Raw genomic sequence first — 15,736 nt, 5'->3', positions numbered from 1 at the left:
GCGCGGCGGCTGGCGCGCCGACAAGGAAGAAGTCAGCCCCGTTCAGTAACTTGGCCGATCACCCGGCGGTGGTGAGGCGGACGAACACATCCTCGAGATCCGCTTCGCGCGTGGACACGTCGGCAATCGCGTAGCCCTGGTCCTGCACCAGCGCGAGGACCTGCCCGGCGTTCATCCGGTCCTTGTCGTAGGTGATTTCGACCGTGCGCTCGCCAGCGACCGTGCTTTTCAGGAACGCAGGATGTTGCGGTGCAGCGGAAACGTCCCGATCCACCGTCAGCACGACGATCTTTTCGCGCGCCATATCGACCAGTTCGCGCGTCGGCTTGTTGGTGATCAGCTTGCCGTGGTTGATGATCGCGATGCGGTCGCACAGTTCCTCGGCCTCTTCGAGGTAGTGCGTGGTAAGGACGACGGTGACGCCTTCCTCGCGGTTCAGCTTGACCACGAGTTCCCACAGCTGGCGGCGCAGTTCGACGTCGACACCTGCGGTCGGCTCGTCGAGCACCAGCACCGGCGGGCTGTGGACCATCGCCTTGGCCACCAGCAGACGGCGCTTCATGCCCCCCGAAAGCGAGCGGGCATAGGCATCGGCCTTGTCGGCAAGATGCACCGCGCGCAGCAGGTCCATCGAGCGGCGCTGCGCCTTGGGCACGCCATAGAGCCCGGCCTGGATGTCGAGCACTTCCACGGGCGTGAAGAAGGGGTCGAACACTATTTCCTGCGGCACGATGCCGATCGAGGCCTTGGCGTTGCGCGGGTGGCGATCGATGTCGTGCCCCCAGATCTCGACATGGCCCGATGATTTCATCACGAGCCCGGCGAGCGTGTTGATCAGCGTGGACTTGCCTGCGCCGTTGGGGCCGAGCAGGCCGAAGATCTGGCCTTGCGGCACATCGAAGCTGACCCCGTCGAGCGCGAGCTTGCCCGGGGCCTTGCCGGTGGGCGCGTAACGCTTGACGAGATCGCGGATCTGGATGGCGGGCGGGGTGGTCATGGCGTTCTCCCTGCCCGCGTGAAAGGACAAGGTAAAGGGGCAACTAGGGTGACGGCCTAGCGTCACGGGCCCGCTTGTCGCCTGCATGCGGTTTTGCTAGCGCGCGAGGCCATGATCAAGGCTCCCGAGACGATCTTCACCGACTCCACCCGCGTATGGTGCGATGGCGCGACCGACATTCGCGGCGGCAGCGCGCTGGGCCACCCGCGCGTCTACATGGAAATCGACGAGAAGGGCTTTGCCGAGTGCGGTTACTGCGACCGCCGCTTCGTGCTGAAGGGCGGCCCGGCCGAGGCCGGCATCCACGAAGTTTCGCCCGGCGACATCAATCCGGAATAAGCGCCTGCCGTGAGCCTGCGCCCGTAGTGACGCGGGTGCAGTAGCAAGGGACAGCGAACGCGCCTATATCGGGGCGATGGATACCCGCTCGCTGCTCTATCGCCCCGGCCTGCTCACCCCCGACGATGCGCTGCGCCTTGCGCGCGACACGCTCAAGGCGTGCGACGATGGCGAGCTCTATCTCCAGTTCATCGCGTCCGAAAGCTTCGGCTTCGATGACGGGCGGCTCAAGACCGCAGACTATTCGCGCGACGCGGGCTTCGGCCTGCGCGGCGTTTCGGGCGAGATGACCGGCTTTGCCCATGCCAACGAGATTTCCGCGACCGCCATCGCGCGGGCGGGCGAGACGCTGGCGCTGCTCGATCCGGCCAAGGGGCAGGCGGCGCCGCCGCCCCGCGGGCACAACCGCCATCTCTATACCGATGCCTCGCCGCTCGATGCCGTGCCGTTCGAGGCCAAGGTCCGCCTGCTCGAGACCATCGATGCCGCCGCGCGCGCCCGCGATCCGCGCGTGGCGCAAGTGTCGGCCTCGCTTTCGGCGAGCTGGTCGGTGGTGGAGATCGTGCGCGCCGACGGTTTCGTCGCGCACGACGTGCGGCCGCTGGTGCGATTGAACGTGTCGATCGTGGCCGAGCACAACGGGCGGCGCGAGACGGGCACGTTCGGGATCGGCGGGCGGCGGCTGTATGACGACCTGTTCGCGCCCGAGACGTGGAACCGGGCCATCGACAGCGCGCTGGCGCAGGCGCTGGTGAACCTGGAATCGGTGGCGGCGCCGGCGGGCGAGATGACCGTGCTGGTCGGTCCCGGCTGGCCGGGCGTGCTGCTGCACGAAGCGGTGGGCCATGGCCTTGAAGGCGATTTCAACCGCAAGGGCACCAGCGCGTTTTCGGGCCGCATCGGCCAGCGCGTGGCCGCGCCGGGCGTGACCGTGATCGACGACGGATCGCTTCTGGGCGTGAACGGGCAGGGGCGGCGCGGCTCGCTTTCGATCGACGACGAAGGCACGCCGACGCAGGAGAACATCCTGATCGAGGACGGCATCCTGAAGGGCTATATCCAGGATCGGCTCAACGCGCGGCTGATGGGCGTGGAGCCAACCGGCAACGGTCGCCGCGAAAGCTATGCCCACGCGCCGATGCCGCGGATGACCAACACCTTCATGCGCGGCGGCAACGACGATCCGGCCGAGCTGCTGTCACGCGTGAAGAACGGCATTTATGCCAAGAGCTTCGGCGGCGGGCAGGTGGACATCACCAGCGGCAAGTTCGTGTTTTCCTGCACCGAGGCCTATCGCGTGGAGAACGGCAAGCTCGGCGCGCCAATCAAGGGCGCGACGCTGATCGGCGACGGGCCGACCGTGCTGACCCGCGTGACCGGGATCGGCAACGACATGGCGCTGGACGAAGGCGTCGGCATCTGCGGCAAGGGCGGACAGTCGGTGCCGGCAGGCGTGGGGCAGCCGACGCTGCTGGTCGAAGGGCTGACCGTGGGCGGCACCGCCTGATCGGGCAGGGGAGGAGGAGGATGCCGTGGCGCAGGGGCAGGTCATCACCGGCGGATGCGGCTGCGGCGCGGTGCGCTATACCGCCATCGACGCCGGCTTGCGCCCGTATGCCTGCCACTGCACCGGCTGCCAGTCCCGGCAGGGATCGGCCTTCGCGCTGAACCAGCAGGTTGCCGCGTCCGATCTTGTCGTCGATGGCGAGACGATCTCGGGCACGGTGCTGGCGGTGAGCGGAGCGCGGGTGACGCACCATGCCTGCCCGTTCTGCCTGACGCGGCTCTACACCGTGAACGAACGCCGCCCGGCGTGGCCGACGATCCGCGCGGGCACGCGAGACGACAGTGCGGGGCTGGTCCCTGCCTTCCATGTGTGGGTGCGCGACAAGCAGCCGTGGATCGCGCTGCCGGCAGGCGCAATTGCCTTCGATACCCAGCCGGCCGACGAAGACTGGGCGGCGCTCGCCCGTGGCGAGGCACCATGAGGCAGGGCGCGGTGATCAACCTGCCGGTCAGCACCCGTTCAGGCGCAAGGCAATATCGATCGTAGATCGAACGCAGAAGGAAACGCGAATCATGGCGAAGACAGCACGCAATATGGGGCTTGCCCTTGCGGCAGGCGCAATGGTTCTGGCAGGCGGCGTTTCGGCCGAGGCGAAACCCCGGCTGACCGGCGAGCAGCAGCTTGCCAAGCTGCTCGAGGGGCGGGTCGCGGGCGAACCGGTCGACTGCATCTACAACCCGGCGGTTTCCTCGGCCCGCGTGATCAACAAGACCGCGATCGTCTATGACACGGGCAGCACGCTTTACGTGCAGCGGCCGAAGACGGGCGCTGAAACGCTCGACGACGATGACATCCTCGTCACGCGACTGACCGGATCGCAGCTGTGCAGCGTCGACACCGTTCAGCTGCGCGACCGCGTCGGTGGCTTCTGGCGGGGTTTCGTCGGGCTCGACAAGTTCGTGCCGTACAAGAAGGTGAAGGTCGCGGCGGCGCAGTAAGCGCCGCGCAGCAACCGTTGCGCTGGCAAGCGATCGGCAGGAGAGCTAGACGGGAGCCATGATTCTCCGTCTTGCTTCTCCCGCCGATGCCGCCGCGCTTGCCGACCTTGGCCGGCGCGCGGTGACCGCGAAGTTCGTCCACCTCTACAAGCCCGAGGATTTCGCGACTTTCCTGGGCCAGGCGCACAGTGACGCCAAGGTCGCTTCCGAGATCGCCGATCCCGGCATGCGCATCGCGGTGATCGAGGAAGACGGTGCGCTGATCGCGTTCTGCAAGCTGGTGCTGAGCAGCACGCTGTCGGAAGGGTACAGCGACGCGGCGCGTCCGCTCGAGCTGAAGCAGCTCTACACCGACCCGGCGCGGATCGGGGGCGGGCTGGGCAAGCGGCTGATGGACTGGGCCCTGGCGCAGGCTGCGCTGGAAGGCGCGGACGAAGTGCAGCTGACCGTCTACAGCGAAAACGTCGAGGCGCAGCGGTTCTATCACCGCTATGGCTTTGCCAAGATCGCGGACATCGAATTCTGGGTCGGCAATCACTGCGATCCCGAGTTTCTCTATGCCCGAAAGATGACATCCAAGATTGATGGCGCTGGCGGTAGCCTTGCCGACGCGGCGCAGGTATAGGACCAGCCCATGTCTTCGATCCGTCCCTGGCGCACGATAGAGCGTCGCAAGAGCCGCCAGATCATGGTCGGTTCGGTCCCCGTCGGCGGCGATGCCCCGATCACCGTCCAGACCATGACCAACACGCCCACCAGCGATGCGGTCGCGACGATCGACCAGATCCGTCGCTGCGAGGAGGCGGGCGCCGACATCATCCGCGTTTCCTGCCCCGACGTGGAAAGCACCGCTGCGTTCGGCAAGATCGTCAAGGCGGCCCGCGTGCCGCTCGTTGCCGACATCCACTTCCACTACAAGCGCGCGCTTGAAGCCGCCGATGCGGGCGCGGCGTGCCTGCGCATCAATCCGGGCAACATCGGTTCGAACGAGCGCGTGGCCGAAGTGGTGCGCGCGGCCAAGGCCAACGGCTGCGCCATCCGCATCGGCGTGAACGCCGGCAGCCTGGAGAAGGATCTGCTGGAAAAGTACGGCGAGCCGTGCCCCGAGGCGCTGGTGGAATCCGCGCTCGATCACATCAAGCTGCTGCAGGACCACGATTTCCACGAATACAAGGTGGCGGTGAAGGCCAGCGACGTGTTCCTGGCCGTGAGCGCCTACATGGGGCTTGCCGAAGCGGTCGACTGCCCGCTGCACCTTGGCATCACCGAGGCGGGCGGGCTGATCGGCGGCACGGTCAAGTCCTCGATCGGGATCGGCAACCTGCTGTGGGCGGGCATCGGCGACACGCTGCGCGTTTCGCTTTCGGCCGAGCCGGAAGAAGAAGTGCGCGTCGGCTTCGAGATTCTCAAGGCACTGGGGCTGCGCACCCGCGGCGTGCGCGTGGTTTCGTGCCCCAGCTGCGCGCGGCAGGGCTTCGACGTGATCCGCACGGTGGAAGCGCTGGAAAAGCGGCTGACCCATATCAAGACGCCGATCTCGCTGTCGGTGCTGGGCTGCGTGGTCAATGGTCCTGGCGAAGCGCGCGAGACCGATATCGGCGTGACCGGCGGCGGCAACGGCAAGCACATGGTCTATCTGTCGGGCGTGACCGACCACCACGTGCAGTCCGAAGAGATGCTCGACCACATCGTCGCGCTGGTGGAGGCCAAGGCCGCCGAGATCGAGGCCGCGTCCGACGCAGTGACCGAGGCGGCGGAGTGACGCTGCGCGCCGGGGCGGCCATGCTGGCGCTGGTGGCAGTGCTGGCAGGCCGTGCCGAGGCGCGCGAGCCGATCATCGACATGCACCTGCACGCGCTGGCGGCGGACCAGCAGGGCCCGCCGCCGCTGGCGCTGTGCAGCCCCATCACCATGCCGGTGTGGGACCCGGCGCACGCCCCGATGGAGAGCTTCGGCACGCTGTTCCAGGGGGCGGGGTGCAGCGATCCCATCGTTTCGCCGAAGACCGATGACGAAGTGATGACGCGCTCGATCGCGCAGCTCGACAAGTACAATGTCATCGGGCTCGTCTCCGGTCCCAAGGCGGTTGTCGACCGGTGGCGCAAGGCAGCGCCTGCACGGCTGATCCCCAGCCTGATCCCTGACTGGCCGCTGGCCGCTGGCTTCGAGCAGGAATTCGCCGCGCTTCATGCGCAGGGCGAGGCCATGGCGATCGGCGAGCTTGGCCTGCAATACGATGGCGTTGCGCCGGACGATCCGCGCGCGGAGAGGATCTGGGCCTTCGCCGAAAAGGAAGACCTGCCGGTATCGATCCACGTGGGCCCTGGGCCGCCGGGCGTCGGCTACCTTCCCGGCTCGGGCTACCGTGCGCGGCTGTCGAGCTCGCTGCTGCTGGAGGAGGTGCTGCTGCGCCACCCCAAGCTGCGGCTGAACGTGATGCACGCGGGCTTTCCCATGCGCGATGACATGATCGCGCTGCTCTACAGCCATCCGCAGGTCTACGTGGATCTGGGGGTGATCGACTGGACGCAGCCGCGCGCCACCTTCCATGCCTATCTGAAGGAACTGGTCGACGCGGGCTTTGCCAAGCGGATCATGTTCGGTTCGGACCAGATGGTCTGGCCAGAAGCGATCGGCAAGGCGATCGAGGCGGTCGAAAGTGCGCCGTTCCTGACCAGGGCGCAGAAGCGCGACATCTTCTACAATAACGCCGCGCGCTTCCTGCGGCTTGACGCAGCGACGATGGCCCGCCACGCGGCGATGTAGGCCTTTGCCGGATTTCGCCGGGGGCCAACCGGACCTGCCCTTGACCCCTTCACGCCACGGCCTTCCCGCTCTTCACCTGCTGCTCGCGCTTGCCGTCATGGCAGTGTGGGGGACGAACTTCGTCGTCATCAAGCTGGCGCTGGCGCATCTGCCGCCGCTGACGCTCGCGATGCTTCGCTTCGTGCTGGTGTTCTTCCCGCTCGCGCTGGTACTGCCGCGACCGAAGGTGCCGTGGCGCAACCTGGCGTTCTATGGCGTGCTGATCGGCGCGGGGCAGTTCGGGCTGCTGTTCACGGCGATGCGCGGGCAGATCACGCCGGGGCTCGCCAGCCTGGTGGTGCAGGTGCAGGTGTTCTTCACGATCGGCCTGTCGATGCGGCTGACCGGCGAACGCGTTGCGCTGGCGCAAGTGGCGGCGCTGCTGCTGGCGACCGCGGGCCTTGCGGTGATCCTGACCCACACCGACGGCAGCGCGACGCCGCTGGGGCTGGTGCTGGTGCTGGCCGCGGCGTTGAGCTGGTCGGGCGGCAACATGGTGGCAAGGGCGGCCGGCCAGCATGACCCGAAACTTAACATGCTTTCCTATGTCGTCTGGTCGGCGCTGTTCGCGGTGCCGCCGCTGCTCGGCTTTGCGCTTCTGCTGGAAGGCCCGGCGGCGATGGCGCGCGGGATCGCGGCGGCCGATGGCTGGACCTGGGGCGCGGTGCTGTGGCAATCGGTCGGCAACACGATGTTCGGCTACGCCGCGTGGGGCTGGCTGCTGGGCAGGCATCCGGCCGCGCAAGTCGCGCCGCTGGCGCTGCTGGTGCCGGTGTTCGGGCTTGGCGCATCGGCGCTGGTGCTGGGTGAGCCGCTGCAGACCTGGAAGCTGGTGGCCTTCGCGCTGGTCATGGCGGGGCTTGCGCTGGGCATGCTGTGGCCGCGCCTGAAAACGATGATGCAGACGGGGAAGACACGATGACGCTTTCGATACGGCCGGCAACGCGCGGCGACACCGGCCTGATCGCCGAACTCATCCGCGCGCTGGCCGAGTATGAAAAGCTCGCCGGCGAAGTGCGCTTCGACGAGGCGGTTCTGGCCGAAAAGCTGTTCGGCGCGCGGCCCTATGCCGAAGTGGTAATCGGTGAGATCGACGGGGTGGCGCAGGGCTTTGCCCTGTTCTTCCACAATTTCTCGACCTTCGAAGGCAAGCCGGGGATCTATCTCGAAGACCTGTTCGTGCGGCCTGAGGCGCGCGGCAGCGGCCTTGGCAAGGCGCTGCTTTCGCACCTCGCCGCGCTGGCGGTGGAGCGCGACTGCGCGCGGCTCGAATGGTCGGTGCTGGACTGGAACGAGCCGTCGATCGGCTTCTACAAGGCCCTGGGCGCACGCTTCATGGACGAATGGACCGTGATGCGCGTCGACGGGGCGGCGCTGACGCAACTGGGCGCAGGTGCGGCAACCCTCGCAGAAAAGGCCTAGGCCGCGCGTTCAGGCTGCGGCAGGATCGGCACTGCTATGGACGGGGCGATGAAGCGCGACAGACGAGACGTGTTGAAAGGCGCAGGGCTTGCCGCGCTGGCAGCGGCGCTGCCCACGCGCGTGTTCGCGCAGGCCGCAACCGCCAGCGAGCGCGACCGGCGCATCCTGAGCGTCGCCAAGGATCGGCTGGAGCAATACCGCGGCTCGCTGTGGCGAACCGATCTGGTCGGCGTGGCCGATTTCGGCCTGCCTTCCAGCATGCCGCGCTTCCATTTCGCGGACCTCGAAAAGGGCGAGGTGCGTTCGTTCCTCGTCGCCCATGGCAAGGGATCGGACCCCGAGCACGACGGCATGCTCAAGTGGTTCTCGAACGAACCCAATAGCCTCGCGACGTCACGCGGGGCCTACATCACCTACGAATGGTATTACGGAAAGTACGGCACCTCGATCCGGCTGGGCGGGATGGATGCCGACAATTCGAACGTGCTCAACCGCGCGATCGTGCTGCACCCGGCGTGGTACGCCAACGCCTCGGCGATCGAGAAGTGGGGCAAGCTCGGCCGCAGCGATGGCTGCTTCGCCATGGGCGATGCCGACTTCAACGAGGCGCTGTGGCACCTGTCGGGCGGACGCCTGATCTTTGCCGACCGGCTGGGGATTTATTGAGCACGCGGATTTCCCCGCGCGCCCAAGCCACGGCTCGCCCCGCTTAGAGCGGCACCGCTCAGAGCGGATTGTCCAGCTTGATCACCGCTTCGTTGCTCTTGCGCTGGCTGGTGTGCAGTTCACGCGGCTTGGCGAAGCTGGCGATGACCGCCGGGTCGCGGCCGTAAAGATCGGCGAAGCTGCGCATCACGCCGTTCACGTCGCGCGCGACGGTGAAGTAGGTGATGTAGACCGCCCAGGGCTTGGTCATCGGCACCTTGGTGTACTTGCCCGACAGGTTGTATTCGACCGCGGTTTCGGGCGGCAGGTCGGCGCCGAGGATCGCCATGGTCATGGCGAGCTCGGTCGCGCGTTCGGCGCGGATGCAGCCGTGGCTCAGCGCGCGCTGCGGCTGGGCGAACAGCTGGCGGCTCGGCGTATCGTGGATGTAGATCGCATGCTCGTTGGGCATGTCGAGCTTCACCCGGCCGAGCGCGTTGTTTTCGCCCGGCTGCTGGACGACGGTGATCGTGCCGTCGGCGTTCTTGGTGGCGACATAGCCTTCGCGCGCCGCCTGACGGGGATTGCCGATCAGCCGCGCGCCAAGGCCTTCGCCGACGACGATCGACTGCGGGACGGTCCAGGTGGGGTTGAACACCACGTTCCTGACCTGCTCGGCAAGCTGCGGGGTGGCGGTCCGGCCCGGCTTGCCGACGATCGCGCGATAGGTGCGGATGATCTGGTTGTTGACCGTCAGCCGCAGCTCCTGCTCGGGCACGTTGATGATCAGGTACTGCAGGCCCAGATCCTGACCCAGCCAGCGCCAGCGATCCATGTTCGCGCGGATCATCGCGATCTGCTTGGGGTCCTTGGTCTTGGACAGCATGTCCTTGAGCAGGGCATAATCGGGATGCTTGGGCGAAAGGCCGGCAAGCACGCCCTTGATGTCATGCGTCTCAGTCGCCTGCGCCAGAAGCTGGGCATTCGGGTGGTTGTCCTGATCGGGATCGACCGCGAACCACTGCACGCGCGCGGTCATCGGGGTGCGCCCGTCGCGCAGGTCCTCGGCGAGCCACACGAACAGGCGGCTGGCGAGCTGGTCGAGCGCATCGCCTTCGCCGACCTTGATCGCCGCGGCGAGGTTGGCCGGCTCGTAATCGCGGGCGAACAGGCCTTCGGCGCCGATGCCGCGAATGGTGGCGAGCAGGCTTTGCGCATCGGCCAGCGTCCAGTGCGCGACCGGCAGTGTGTCAGGCTCTTCGACCACAGGCGTGGCGGAGGTCGACGGAACCGCCAGCGGAGAAGGCGCGGCGGCGGAAGGCGCGGGCGTGGACGGCTTGGGCGCGGGGGTGGCCGGGGCAGGCTTTGTGGGCGCGGGCTTGGCCGGTTGGGCCTGCGCGGTCAGGTCCACCGGACCGTCGGGCTGGCGCGCCAGAACCGGCGTCGCGGCGAGCGAACCTGCGACGAGACTCGCACCCAGAAGGCTGGAGAGGCAGGTTCGATCGAAAAAGCGCATGTTCAGTTTCCCTGTTGTCCTGGCCCGGAGCAAGACGCGGCCCTCTTTCTGGCCGCCGGTGGCAGTCGCCCGGCGAGTCCTGCCTGATGCCTCTGCCGCAATCAAGCAGCGCGCCTGTCTGCATCCTGAATCGTTGTGCACGTGCGCAGGTTCCGGGTTGGTGCACAAGTTTCATCCGGCACTTTCTCGTCGCAGTCCGCACCGCTAAGCCCCTGCGATGCGCCGCCATGTCCATTTCCTGCCGATCCTGGTGACCCTGCTGGGACTGTCGCTGTTCGGCGCGATGGACGGGGTGATGAAAGCCGCCTCGATCGCGGTCGGACCCTACGGCGCGATGTTCTGGCGCGGGCTGGTGGGATCAGCGATCATGGCGCCGCTGTGGTGGCACCAGCGGCGGCGGGCCGGCACCACCGGCTGGCCGACGCGCGCGGTGATGAAAGTCCATGTCCTTCGCGGCTTCGTCGCGGTGGTGATGGCGGTGACGTTCTTCTATGGCCTGGTGCGCACACCGATGGCCGAGGCGATGGCGCTGTCGTTCATTGCCCCGCTGATCGCGCTCTATCTTGCGGCGCTGCTGCTGGGCGAAACGGTCAGTCGCCGGGCGGTCGGCGGGTCGGTGCTGGCACTGGCCGGGGTCGGCGTGATCGCTGCGGGCAAGTTCGGTGGCAACTACACGCACGATGGCGTGGTCGGGCTGGTGGCGATCCTCGCCTCGGCGGTGCTCTACGCCTGGAACCTGGTGCTGCAGCGGCGGCAGGCGCAGATGGCGGCGCCCGAGGAAATCGCCTTTTTCCAGGCGGCGTTCGGGTTCCTGTTCCTGGCGCCGGGCGCGGCATTCCTCGCGCCCTGGCCTTCGCTGGCCATCTGGGGTGTGATCGCGGCGGCGGCCGTGCTGGCGATGGCTTCGCTGATGCTGCTGGGCTGGGCCTATGCACGAGCCGAGGCGCAAGTGCTGGTGCCGCTGGAATACACCGCATTCATCTGGGCAGCGCTGGTCGGGTGGATCGCCTTTGCCGAACCGGTCACGCTGCGCACGCTCGCCGGTGTCACGCTGATCGTGGCTGGGTGCCTGTTCGCCACGCGCCGTCAGGCCGTGCACATCGAACCGGTCTGATGACCGGATCAGCGGTGCCGGGCGGGTGGGCTCAGTAGGGCAGCTGGCTGTGCAGCAGCGCCCACAATCCGCCCGAAATCAGGGCGGCCGTCATCGCGGCCAGAATGGCTTGCAGGGTGTTGTCGCCCGAAGCCGGCGCGCGCGATGGCGGGCTGTTCTCGCCAGCGTGCGGGCGGCGGTGTCGACCAATGTTTCCGGTCATGTCTTGCCCTTTCACTGGGCCTATCCTCTCCGGTCAGGGTAAGGCCGGAGACGCATGATACGACAAATCCGTTACAGATAAATACAAGATCGCTGCGCATGCACGAGTTCTGCTCAAGTGACCTGCAAGAAGGCACGGAGCCCCCTTTCCGGGGTGCTTGTTGCTAATGATTTGCAGCATCTTCGTTTTCGCCGTGCAAAGGCGCAATTCCGGCATTTTCCGCCCCTTGACGCAAGCGCGCTAAGCGCGCAGGGCGCTCCTCGTTTTCCGGCTGCCCTGTCCGCCGTTCGCGCTGCCTCGCTGCAGGTGGCCGTTCCCCAGCGGACGGCAGGAATGCCATCCACAACGAGGGACAACGACTCGCCATGACCCAAGTCGGACAGGACACGCTCGGCACCCGCTCCACGCTTTCCGTGGGCGGCAAGGACTTCGCCTACTATTCGCTGAAGAAGGCGGCCGCCAAGTTCGGCGACGTTTCGCGCCTGCCCTTCTCGATGAAGGTCCTGCTCGAGAACCTGCTGCGCTTCGAGGACGGCGGCTTCACCGTTTCGACCGACGACGTGAAGGCGATTGTCGACTGGCAGAAGAACCCCAGCGAATCGAGCCAGGAAATCCAGTACCGCCCCGCGCGCGTGCTGCTGCAGGACTTCACCGGCGTGCCCTGCGTGGTCGACCTGGCCGCGATGCGCGATGCGATCGCGAACCTTGGCGGCGACACCAGCAAGATCAATCCGCTGGTCCCCGTCAACCTTGTCATCGACCACTCGGTGATGGTGGACGAATTCGGTCATCCCAAGGCGTTCGAAGAGAACATGGAGATCGAATACCAGCGCAACATGGAGCGCTACGACTTCCTCAAGTGGGGCTCCAAGTCGCTCAACAACTTCTACGCCGTGCCGCCGGGCACAGGCATCTGCCACCAGGTGAACCTTGAAAACATCGCCCAGGCGGTGTGGACCAGCGTGGACCAGAACGGCCAGGCGGTCGCCTATCCCGACACCTGCGTCGGCACCGACAGCCACACCACCATGGTCAACGGTCTTGGCGTGCTCGGCTGGGGCGTCGGCGGGATCGAGGCCGAAGCGGCGATGCTCGGCCAGCCCGTTTCGATGCTGATCCCCGAAGTGGTCGGCTTCAAGTTCATTGGCCAGCTCAACGAAGGCGTTACCGCCACCGACCTCGTGCTGACCTGCACCAACCTGCTGCGCAAGCACGGCGTCGTCGGCCGCTTCGTCGAATACTACGGTCCGGGCCTTGCCGCGCTGACGCTGGCCGACCGCGCCACGCTGGCCAACATGGCGCCCGAATACGGTGCGACCTGTGGCTTCTTCGGCATCGACGACAAGACGCTCGACTACATGCGCCTGACCGGCCGCGAGGAATCGCAGATCGCGCTGGTCGAAGCCTATGCCAAGGAGCAGGGCTTCTGGATCGACCCCTCGGTCGAGCCGATCTTCTCCTCGACGCTGGAACTCGACCTGTCGACCGTGGTGCCGTCGCTGGCCGGCCCCAAGCGCCCGCAGGACCGCGTGTCGCTTCCCGAAGTCGACGACGTGTTCAACGCCGACATGGCCAACACCTACAAGAAGGCGCAGCAGCGCGTTCCGGTCGAAGGCAAGGACTTCGACATCGGCGACGGCGACGTGACCATCGCCGCGATCACCAGCTGCACCAACACCTCGAACCCGAGCGTGCTCGTGGCCGCCGGCCTCGTTGCCAAGAAGGCCAACGAGCTGGGCCTCAAGCCCAAGCCCTGGGTCAAGACTTCGCTGGCGCCGGGATCGCAGGTGGTGACCGACTACCTCAACAAGGCGGGCCTGCAGGAACACCTCGACGCGGTTGGCTTCAACCTCGTCGGCTATGGCTGCACCACCTGCATCGGCAATTCGGGGCCGCTGGCTGAACCGATCAGCAAGGCGATCAACGAGAACGGCCTCGTCGCCGCGGCGGTGATCTCGGGCAACCGCAACTTCGAAGGGCGCGTTTCGCCCGACGTTCGCGCCAACTTCCTCGCCAGCCCGCCGCTGGTCGTCGCCTACGCGCTCAAGGGCACGGTGATCGAAGACTTCGTCTCGACCCCGATCGGCCAGAGCAAGGACGGCAAGGACGTGTTCCTCAAGGACATCTGGCCGACCAACGACGAAGTCTACACCACGATGGCCGGCTGCATGGACCGCGCCATGTTCCAGGCCCGCTATGCCGACGTCTACAAGGGTGACGCGCACTGGCAAGCGATCGACGTCACGGGTTCGGAAACCTACTCGTGGCGCGCCGGTTCGACCTACGTCGCCAACCCGCCGTATTTCGAGGGCATGACGATGACCCCGGCACCGGTCAGCGATATCATCGAGGCGAAGCCCTTGCTGATCCTCGGCGATTCGATCACCACCGACCACATCAGCCCCGCAGGTTCGATCAAGGCCGACAGCCCGGCCGGCCAGTGGCTGATGGAGCACCAGGTCAGCAAGGCAGACTTCAACTCCTACGGCGCGCGCCGTGGCCACCATGACGTGATGATGCGCGGCACCTTCGCCAACATCCGCATCAAGAACGAGATGGTTCCAGGCATCGAAGGCGGCTTCTCGCGCTATGGCGACGACGTCGGTGCGGTTTACGACGTTGCCATGAAGCACAAGGCCGATGGCACGCCGACGGTCGTGATCGCGGGCAAGGAATACGGCACCGGCTCGTCGCGCGACTGGGCGGCCAAGGGCACCAACCTGCTCGGCGTTCGCGCCGTGATCGTCGAGAGCTTCGAGCGCATCCACCGCTCGAACCTGGTCGGCATGGGCGTGCTGCCGCTGCAGTTCAAGGACGGCGAAAGCCGCACCTCGCTGGGCCTGACCGGTGATGACACCTATACCATCAAGGGCGTGGCCAACCTGAAGCCGCGCCAGGACGTGGAAGTCGAAGTCACCCGCAAGGATGGCTCGAAGTTCACCTTCACCGCGCTGTGCCGCATCGATACCGCGAACGAAGTCGAATACTTCATGAACGGCGGCATCCTGCACTACGTGCTGCGCAAGCTCGCCGCCTGACCGGCAGCGCCAGAGAAAGGCATAGGGGGCGGTCCGGCAACGGGCCGCCCTTTTTCTTTTGCGGCTGGTCCAATGCCGATTTCGGGCGTCTCGTGCTCGCTTCGATCAGGGTGGCGAGCGCGCAAACAAGAAAGGGCGGCTCCCCCCGAAGCCGCCCTTTCCGAATATGCCCACTGGAGGAGGGCAGGAACTTTTGGTGTCAGGCCGATCGATAGGCCGCCCGCACGGCAAGGCGGCGACGACCGACGAGAGCCGCGGCGGCAAGGCCGAACAGGATCACCATCGAAGGTTCGGGAACTTCGGTGCCGCTGCTCGTGGGCGGCGGGGGAGGCGGAGGCGGCGTGACGCCGGAGCTGGTGCTGGTGCTGGCACCCGAGCTCGTGCTGGACGACGTGGACGAACTGGTGCTGCTGCTGGTGCTCGACGATGTCGAGGTGCTGCTCATGTTCCCCGAGGAGGTGGACGTTGCGCCGGATGATGTCGACGTGGCGCCCGACGAGGTCGATGTTGCACCCGACGATGTCGACGTGCTGGTCGCACCGGAAGACGTCGAAGTGGTCGTGCTCATGTTGCCCGACGAGGTCGAGGTGGAAGTGGCGCCGCCGGAGCTGGAGCTCGAGCTGGACGTCGAGGAGGAACCTGACGTCGAGCTCGAGGTAGAACTCGATGTCGATCCGCCCGAAGTAGAGCTGGAGGTCGAACCGCCAGAGGTAGAGCTGGACGTGGAGCCGGTGCTGGTCGACGACACGACGACGCTGCCGCCACCGCCGCTCGCGCCGAAGAATCCGCCGAAGAAACCGCCGCCGAAGCCGCCGCCAGAGCTGCCGCCGATGACGATCGGGACCTGTCCGCCACCGCTACCGCCAACCGCGGCGGGCGGAAGCGGGGCCATGTAGGGGACGGGGACCATCGCGGTCTGGACCGGGTCGGGCTTGACCGCGATCGACTTCACCAGCTTGCGCGGACGGTGGATCCGGCGCGGGGCAAGGCGACGCGACTTCTTGCGGGTTGCGATCTTCTTGGTCTTGATCGGCTTGATATGGTGGATCTCGGACGCCGAGGGCGCCTCTGCAACGTGGACCGCGCCGCCGCCAAGGACAGCCCCACCGGCCGCGCAGGCCGCCAGCTTCGCCAATGCCATCCGAACAGACAT

The 15,736-nt window shown here is 66.7% G+C and carries 16 protein-coding genes and 1 pseudogene; 13 read left to right on the top strand and 4 right to left on the bottom strand.

The features are described from left to right. Positions 1-58: 58 nt before the first annotated feature. Positions 59-997, bottom strand: a complete 939-nt coding sequence (locus HHL27_RS17990) for an ABC transporter ATP-binding protein (protein ID WP_169494767.1) — start codon at positions 995-997, stop codon at positions 59-61. A 111-nt stretch (positions 998-1,108) separates the two neighbouring features. Between HHL27_RS17990 and HHL27_RS17985 the strand changes: the two genes are divergently transcribed. The 10 genes from HHL27_RS17985 (at position 1,109) to HHL27_RS17940 (ending at position 8,734) form a co-directional block, all read left to right on the top strand. Then, positions 1,109-1,336 (top strand): zinc-finger domain-containing protein, encoded by a 228-nt coding sequence (locus tag HHL27_RS17985; RefSeq protein WP_169494766.1) that lies wholly within the window; start codon positions 1,109-1,111, stop codon positions 1,334-1,336. A 76-nt stretch (positions 1,337-1,412) separates the two neighbouring features. Continuing rightward, complete coding sequence (gene tldD, locus HHL27_RS17980; RefSeq protein WP_169494765.1) at positions 1,413-2,843, top strand: metalloprotease TldD; 1,431 nt, start codon at positions 1,413-1,415, stop codon at positions 2,841-2,843. 25 nt (positions 2,844-2,868) lie between these two features. After that, entirely contained in the window at positions 2,869-3,324 is a 456-nt protein-coding gene (locus tag HHL27_RS17975; RefSeq protein WP_169494764.1) for a GFA family protein, read from the top strand. 91 nt (positions 3,325-3,415) lie between these two features. Continuing rightward, complete coding sequence (locus tag HHL27_RS17970) at positions 3,416-3,841, top strand: hypothetical protein (protein WP_240959968.1); 426 nt, start codon at positions 3,416-3,418, stop codon at positions 3,839-3,841. Between the two features lie 58 nt (positions 3,842-3,899). Next, on the top strand, positions 3,900-4,466 hold the full coding sequence (locus tag HHL27_RS17965; RefSeq protein WP_169494763.1) for a GNAT family N-acetyltransferase: 567 nt from the start codon (positions 3,900-3,902) through the stop codon (positions 4,464-4,466). Between the two features lie 9 nt (positions 4,467-4,475). After that, on the top strand, positions 4,476-5,603 hold the full coding sequence (gene ispG / locus HHL27_RS17960; protein WP_169494762.1) for a flavodoxin-dependent (E)-4-hydroxy-3-methylbut-2-enyl-diphosphate synthase: 1,128 nt from the start codon (positions 4,476-4,478) through the stop codon (positions 5,601-5,603). Further along, on the top strand, positions 5,600-6,607 hold the full coding sequence (locus HHL27_RS17955) for an amidohydrolase family protein (RefSeq protein ID WP_206069681.1): 1,008 nt from the start codon (positions 5,600-5,602) through the stop codon (positions 6,605-6,607). The genes ispG and HHL27_RS17955 overlap by 4 nt, the downstream gene beginning before the upstream one ends. A gap of 40 nt (positions 6,608-6,647) precedes the next feature. Next, positions 6,648-7,568: an EamA family transporter gene (locus tag HHL27_RS17950; RefSeq protein ID WP_240959966.1), complete on the top strand. Its 921-nt coding sequence runs from the start codon at positions 6,648-6,650 to the stop codon at positions 7,566-7,568. Next, on the top strand, positions 7,565-8,068 hold the full coding sequence (locus HHL27_RS17945) for a GNAT family N-acetyltransferase (protein ID WP_169494761.1): 504 nt from the start codon (positions 7,565-7,567) through the stop codon (positions 8,066-8,068). The genes HHL27_RS17950 and HHL27_RS17945 overlap by 4 nt, the downstream gene beginning before the upstream one ends. Before the next feature lie 48 nt (positions 8,069-8,116). Next, the gene (locus HHL27_RS17940) at positions 8,117-8,734 is read left to right on the top strand and encodes a murein L,D-transpeptidase catalytic domain-containing protein (RefSeq protein ID WP_169494760.1); all 618 of its coding nucleotides are present in this window, start codon (positions 8,117-8,119) and stop codon (positions 8,732-8,734) included. A gap of 58 nt (positions 8,735-8,792) precedes the next feature. Here HHL27_RS17940 and HHL27_RS17935 read toward each other — a convergent pair whose 3' ends face one another. Beyond that, the gene (locus tag HHL27_RS17935; RefSeq protein WP_169494759.1) at positions 8,793-10,229 is read right to left on the bottom strand and encodes a L,D-transpeptidase family protein; all 1,437 of its coding nucleotides are present in this window, start codon (positions 10,227-10,229) and stop codon (positions 8,793-8,795) included. A gap of 217 nt (positions 10,230-10,446) precedes the next feature. Here HHL27_RS17935 and HHL27_RS17930 point away from each other — a divergent pair, with 217 nt between their 5' ends. Then, on the top strand, positions 10,447-11,343 hold the full coding sequence (locus HHL27_RS17930) for a DMT family transporter (protein ID WP_169494758.1): 897 nt from the start codon (positions 10,447-10,449) through the stop codon (positions 11,341-11,343). A gap of 31 nt (positions 11,344-11,374) precedes the next feature. Here HHL27_RS17930 and HHL27_RS17925 read toward each other — a convergent pair whose 3' ends face one another. Next, a complete protein-coding gene (locus HHL27_RS17925) occupies positions 11,375-11,545 on the bottom strand; it encodes a hypothetical protein (protein WP_169494757.1) in 171 nt (56 codons plus the stop codon). 365 nt (positions 11,546-11,910) lie between these two features. Between HHL27_RS17925 and acnA the strand changes: the two genes are divergently transcribed. Then, positions 11,911-14,583 carry an aconitate hydratase AcnA gene (gene acnA, locus HHL27_RS17920; protein WP_169494756.1) on the top strand — a complete coding sequence of 891 codons (2,673 nt, stop codon included), beginning with the start codon at positions 11,911-11,913 and terminating at the stop codon, positions 14,581-14,583. Between the two features lie 199 nt (positions 14,584-14,782). Here acnA and HHL27_RS22515 read toward each other — a convergent pair. Beyond that, positions 14,783-14,875, bottom strand: a pseudogene (locus HHL27_RS22515) (PEP-CTERM sorting domain-containing protein); the annotation flags it as partial. Between the two features lie 10 nt (positions 14,876-14,885). On the opposite strand from HHL27_RS22515, the gene HHL27_RS22510 reads away from it, so the two are divergent. Continuing rightward, positions 14,886-15,479, top strand: a complete 594-nt coding sequence (locus HHL27_RS22510) for a hypothetical protein (protein WP_240959994.1) — start codon at positions 14,886-14,888, stop codon at positions 15,477-15,479. Positions 15,480-15,736: the final 257 nt, after the last annotated feature.

Source organism: Novosphingobium olei, from assembly GCF_012927405.1.
GTDB lineage: Bacteria > Pseudomonadota > Alphaproteobacteria > Sphingomonadales > Sphingomonadaceae > Novosphingobium > Novosphingobium olei.
This window is presented reverse-complemented; position numbering and strand designations above follow the sequence as displayed.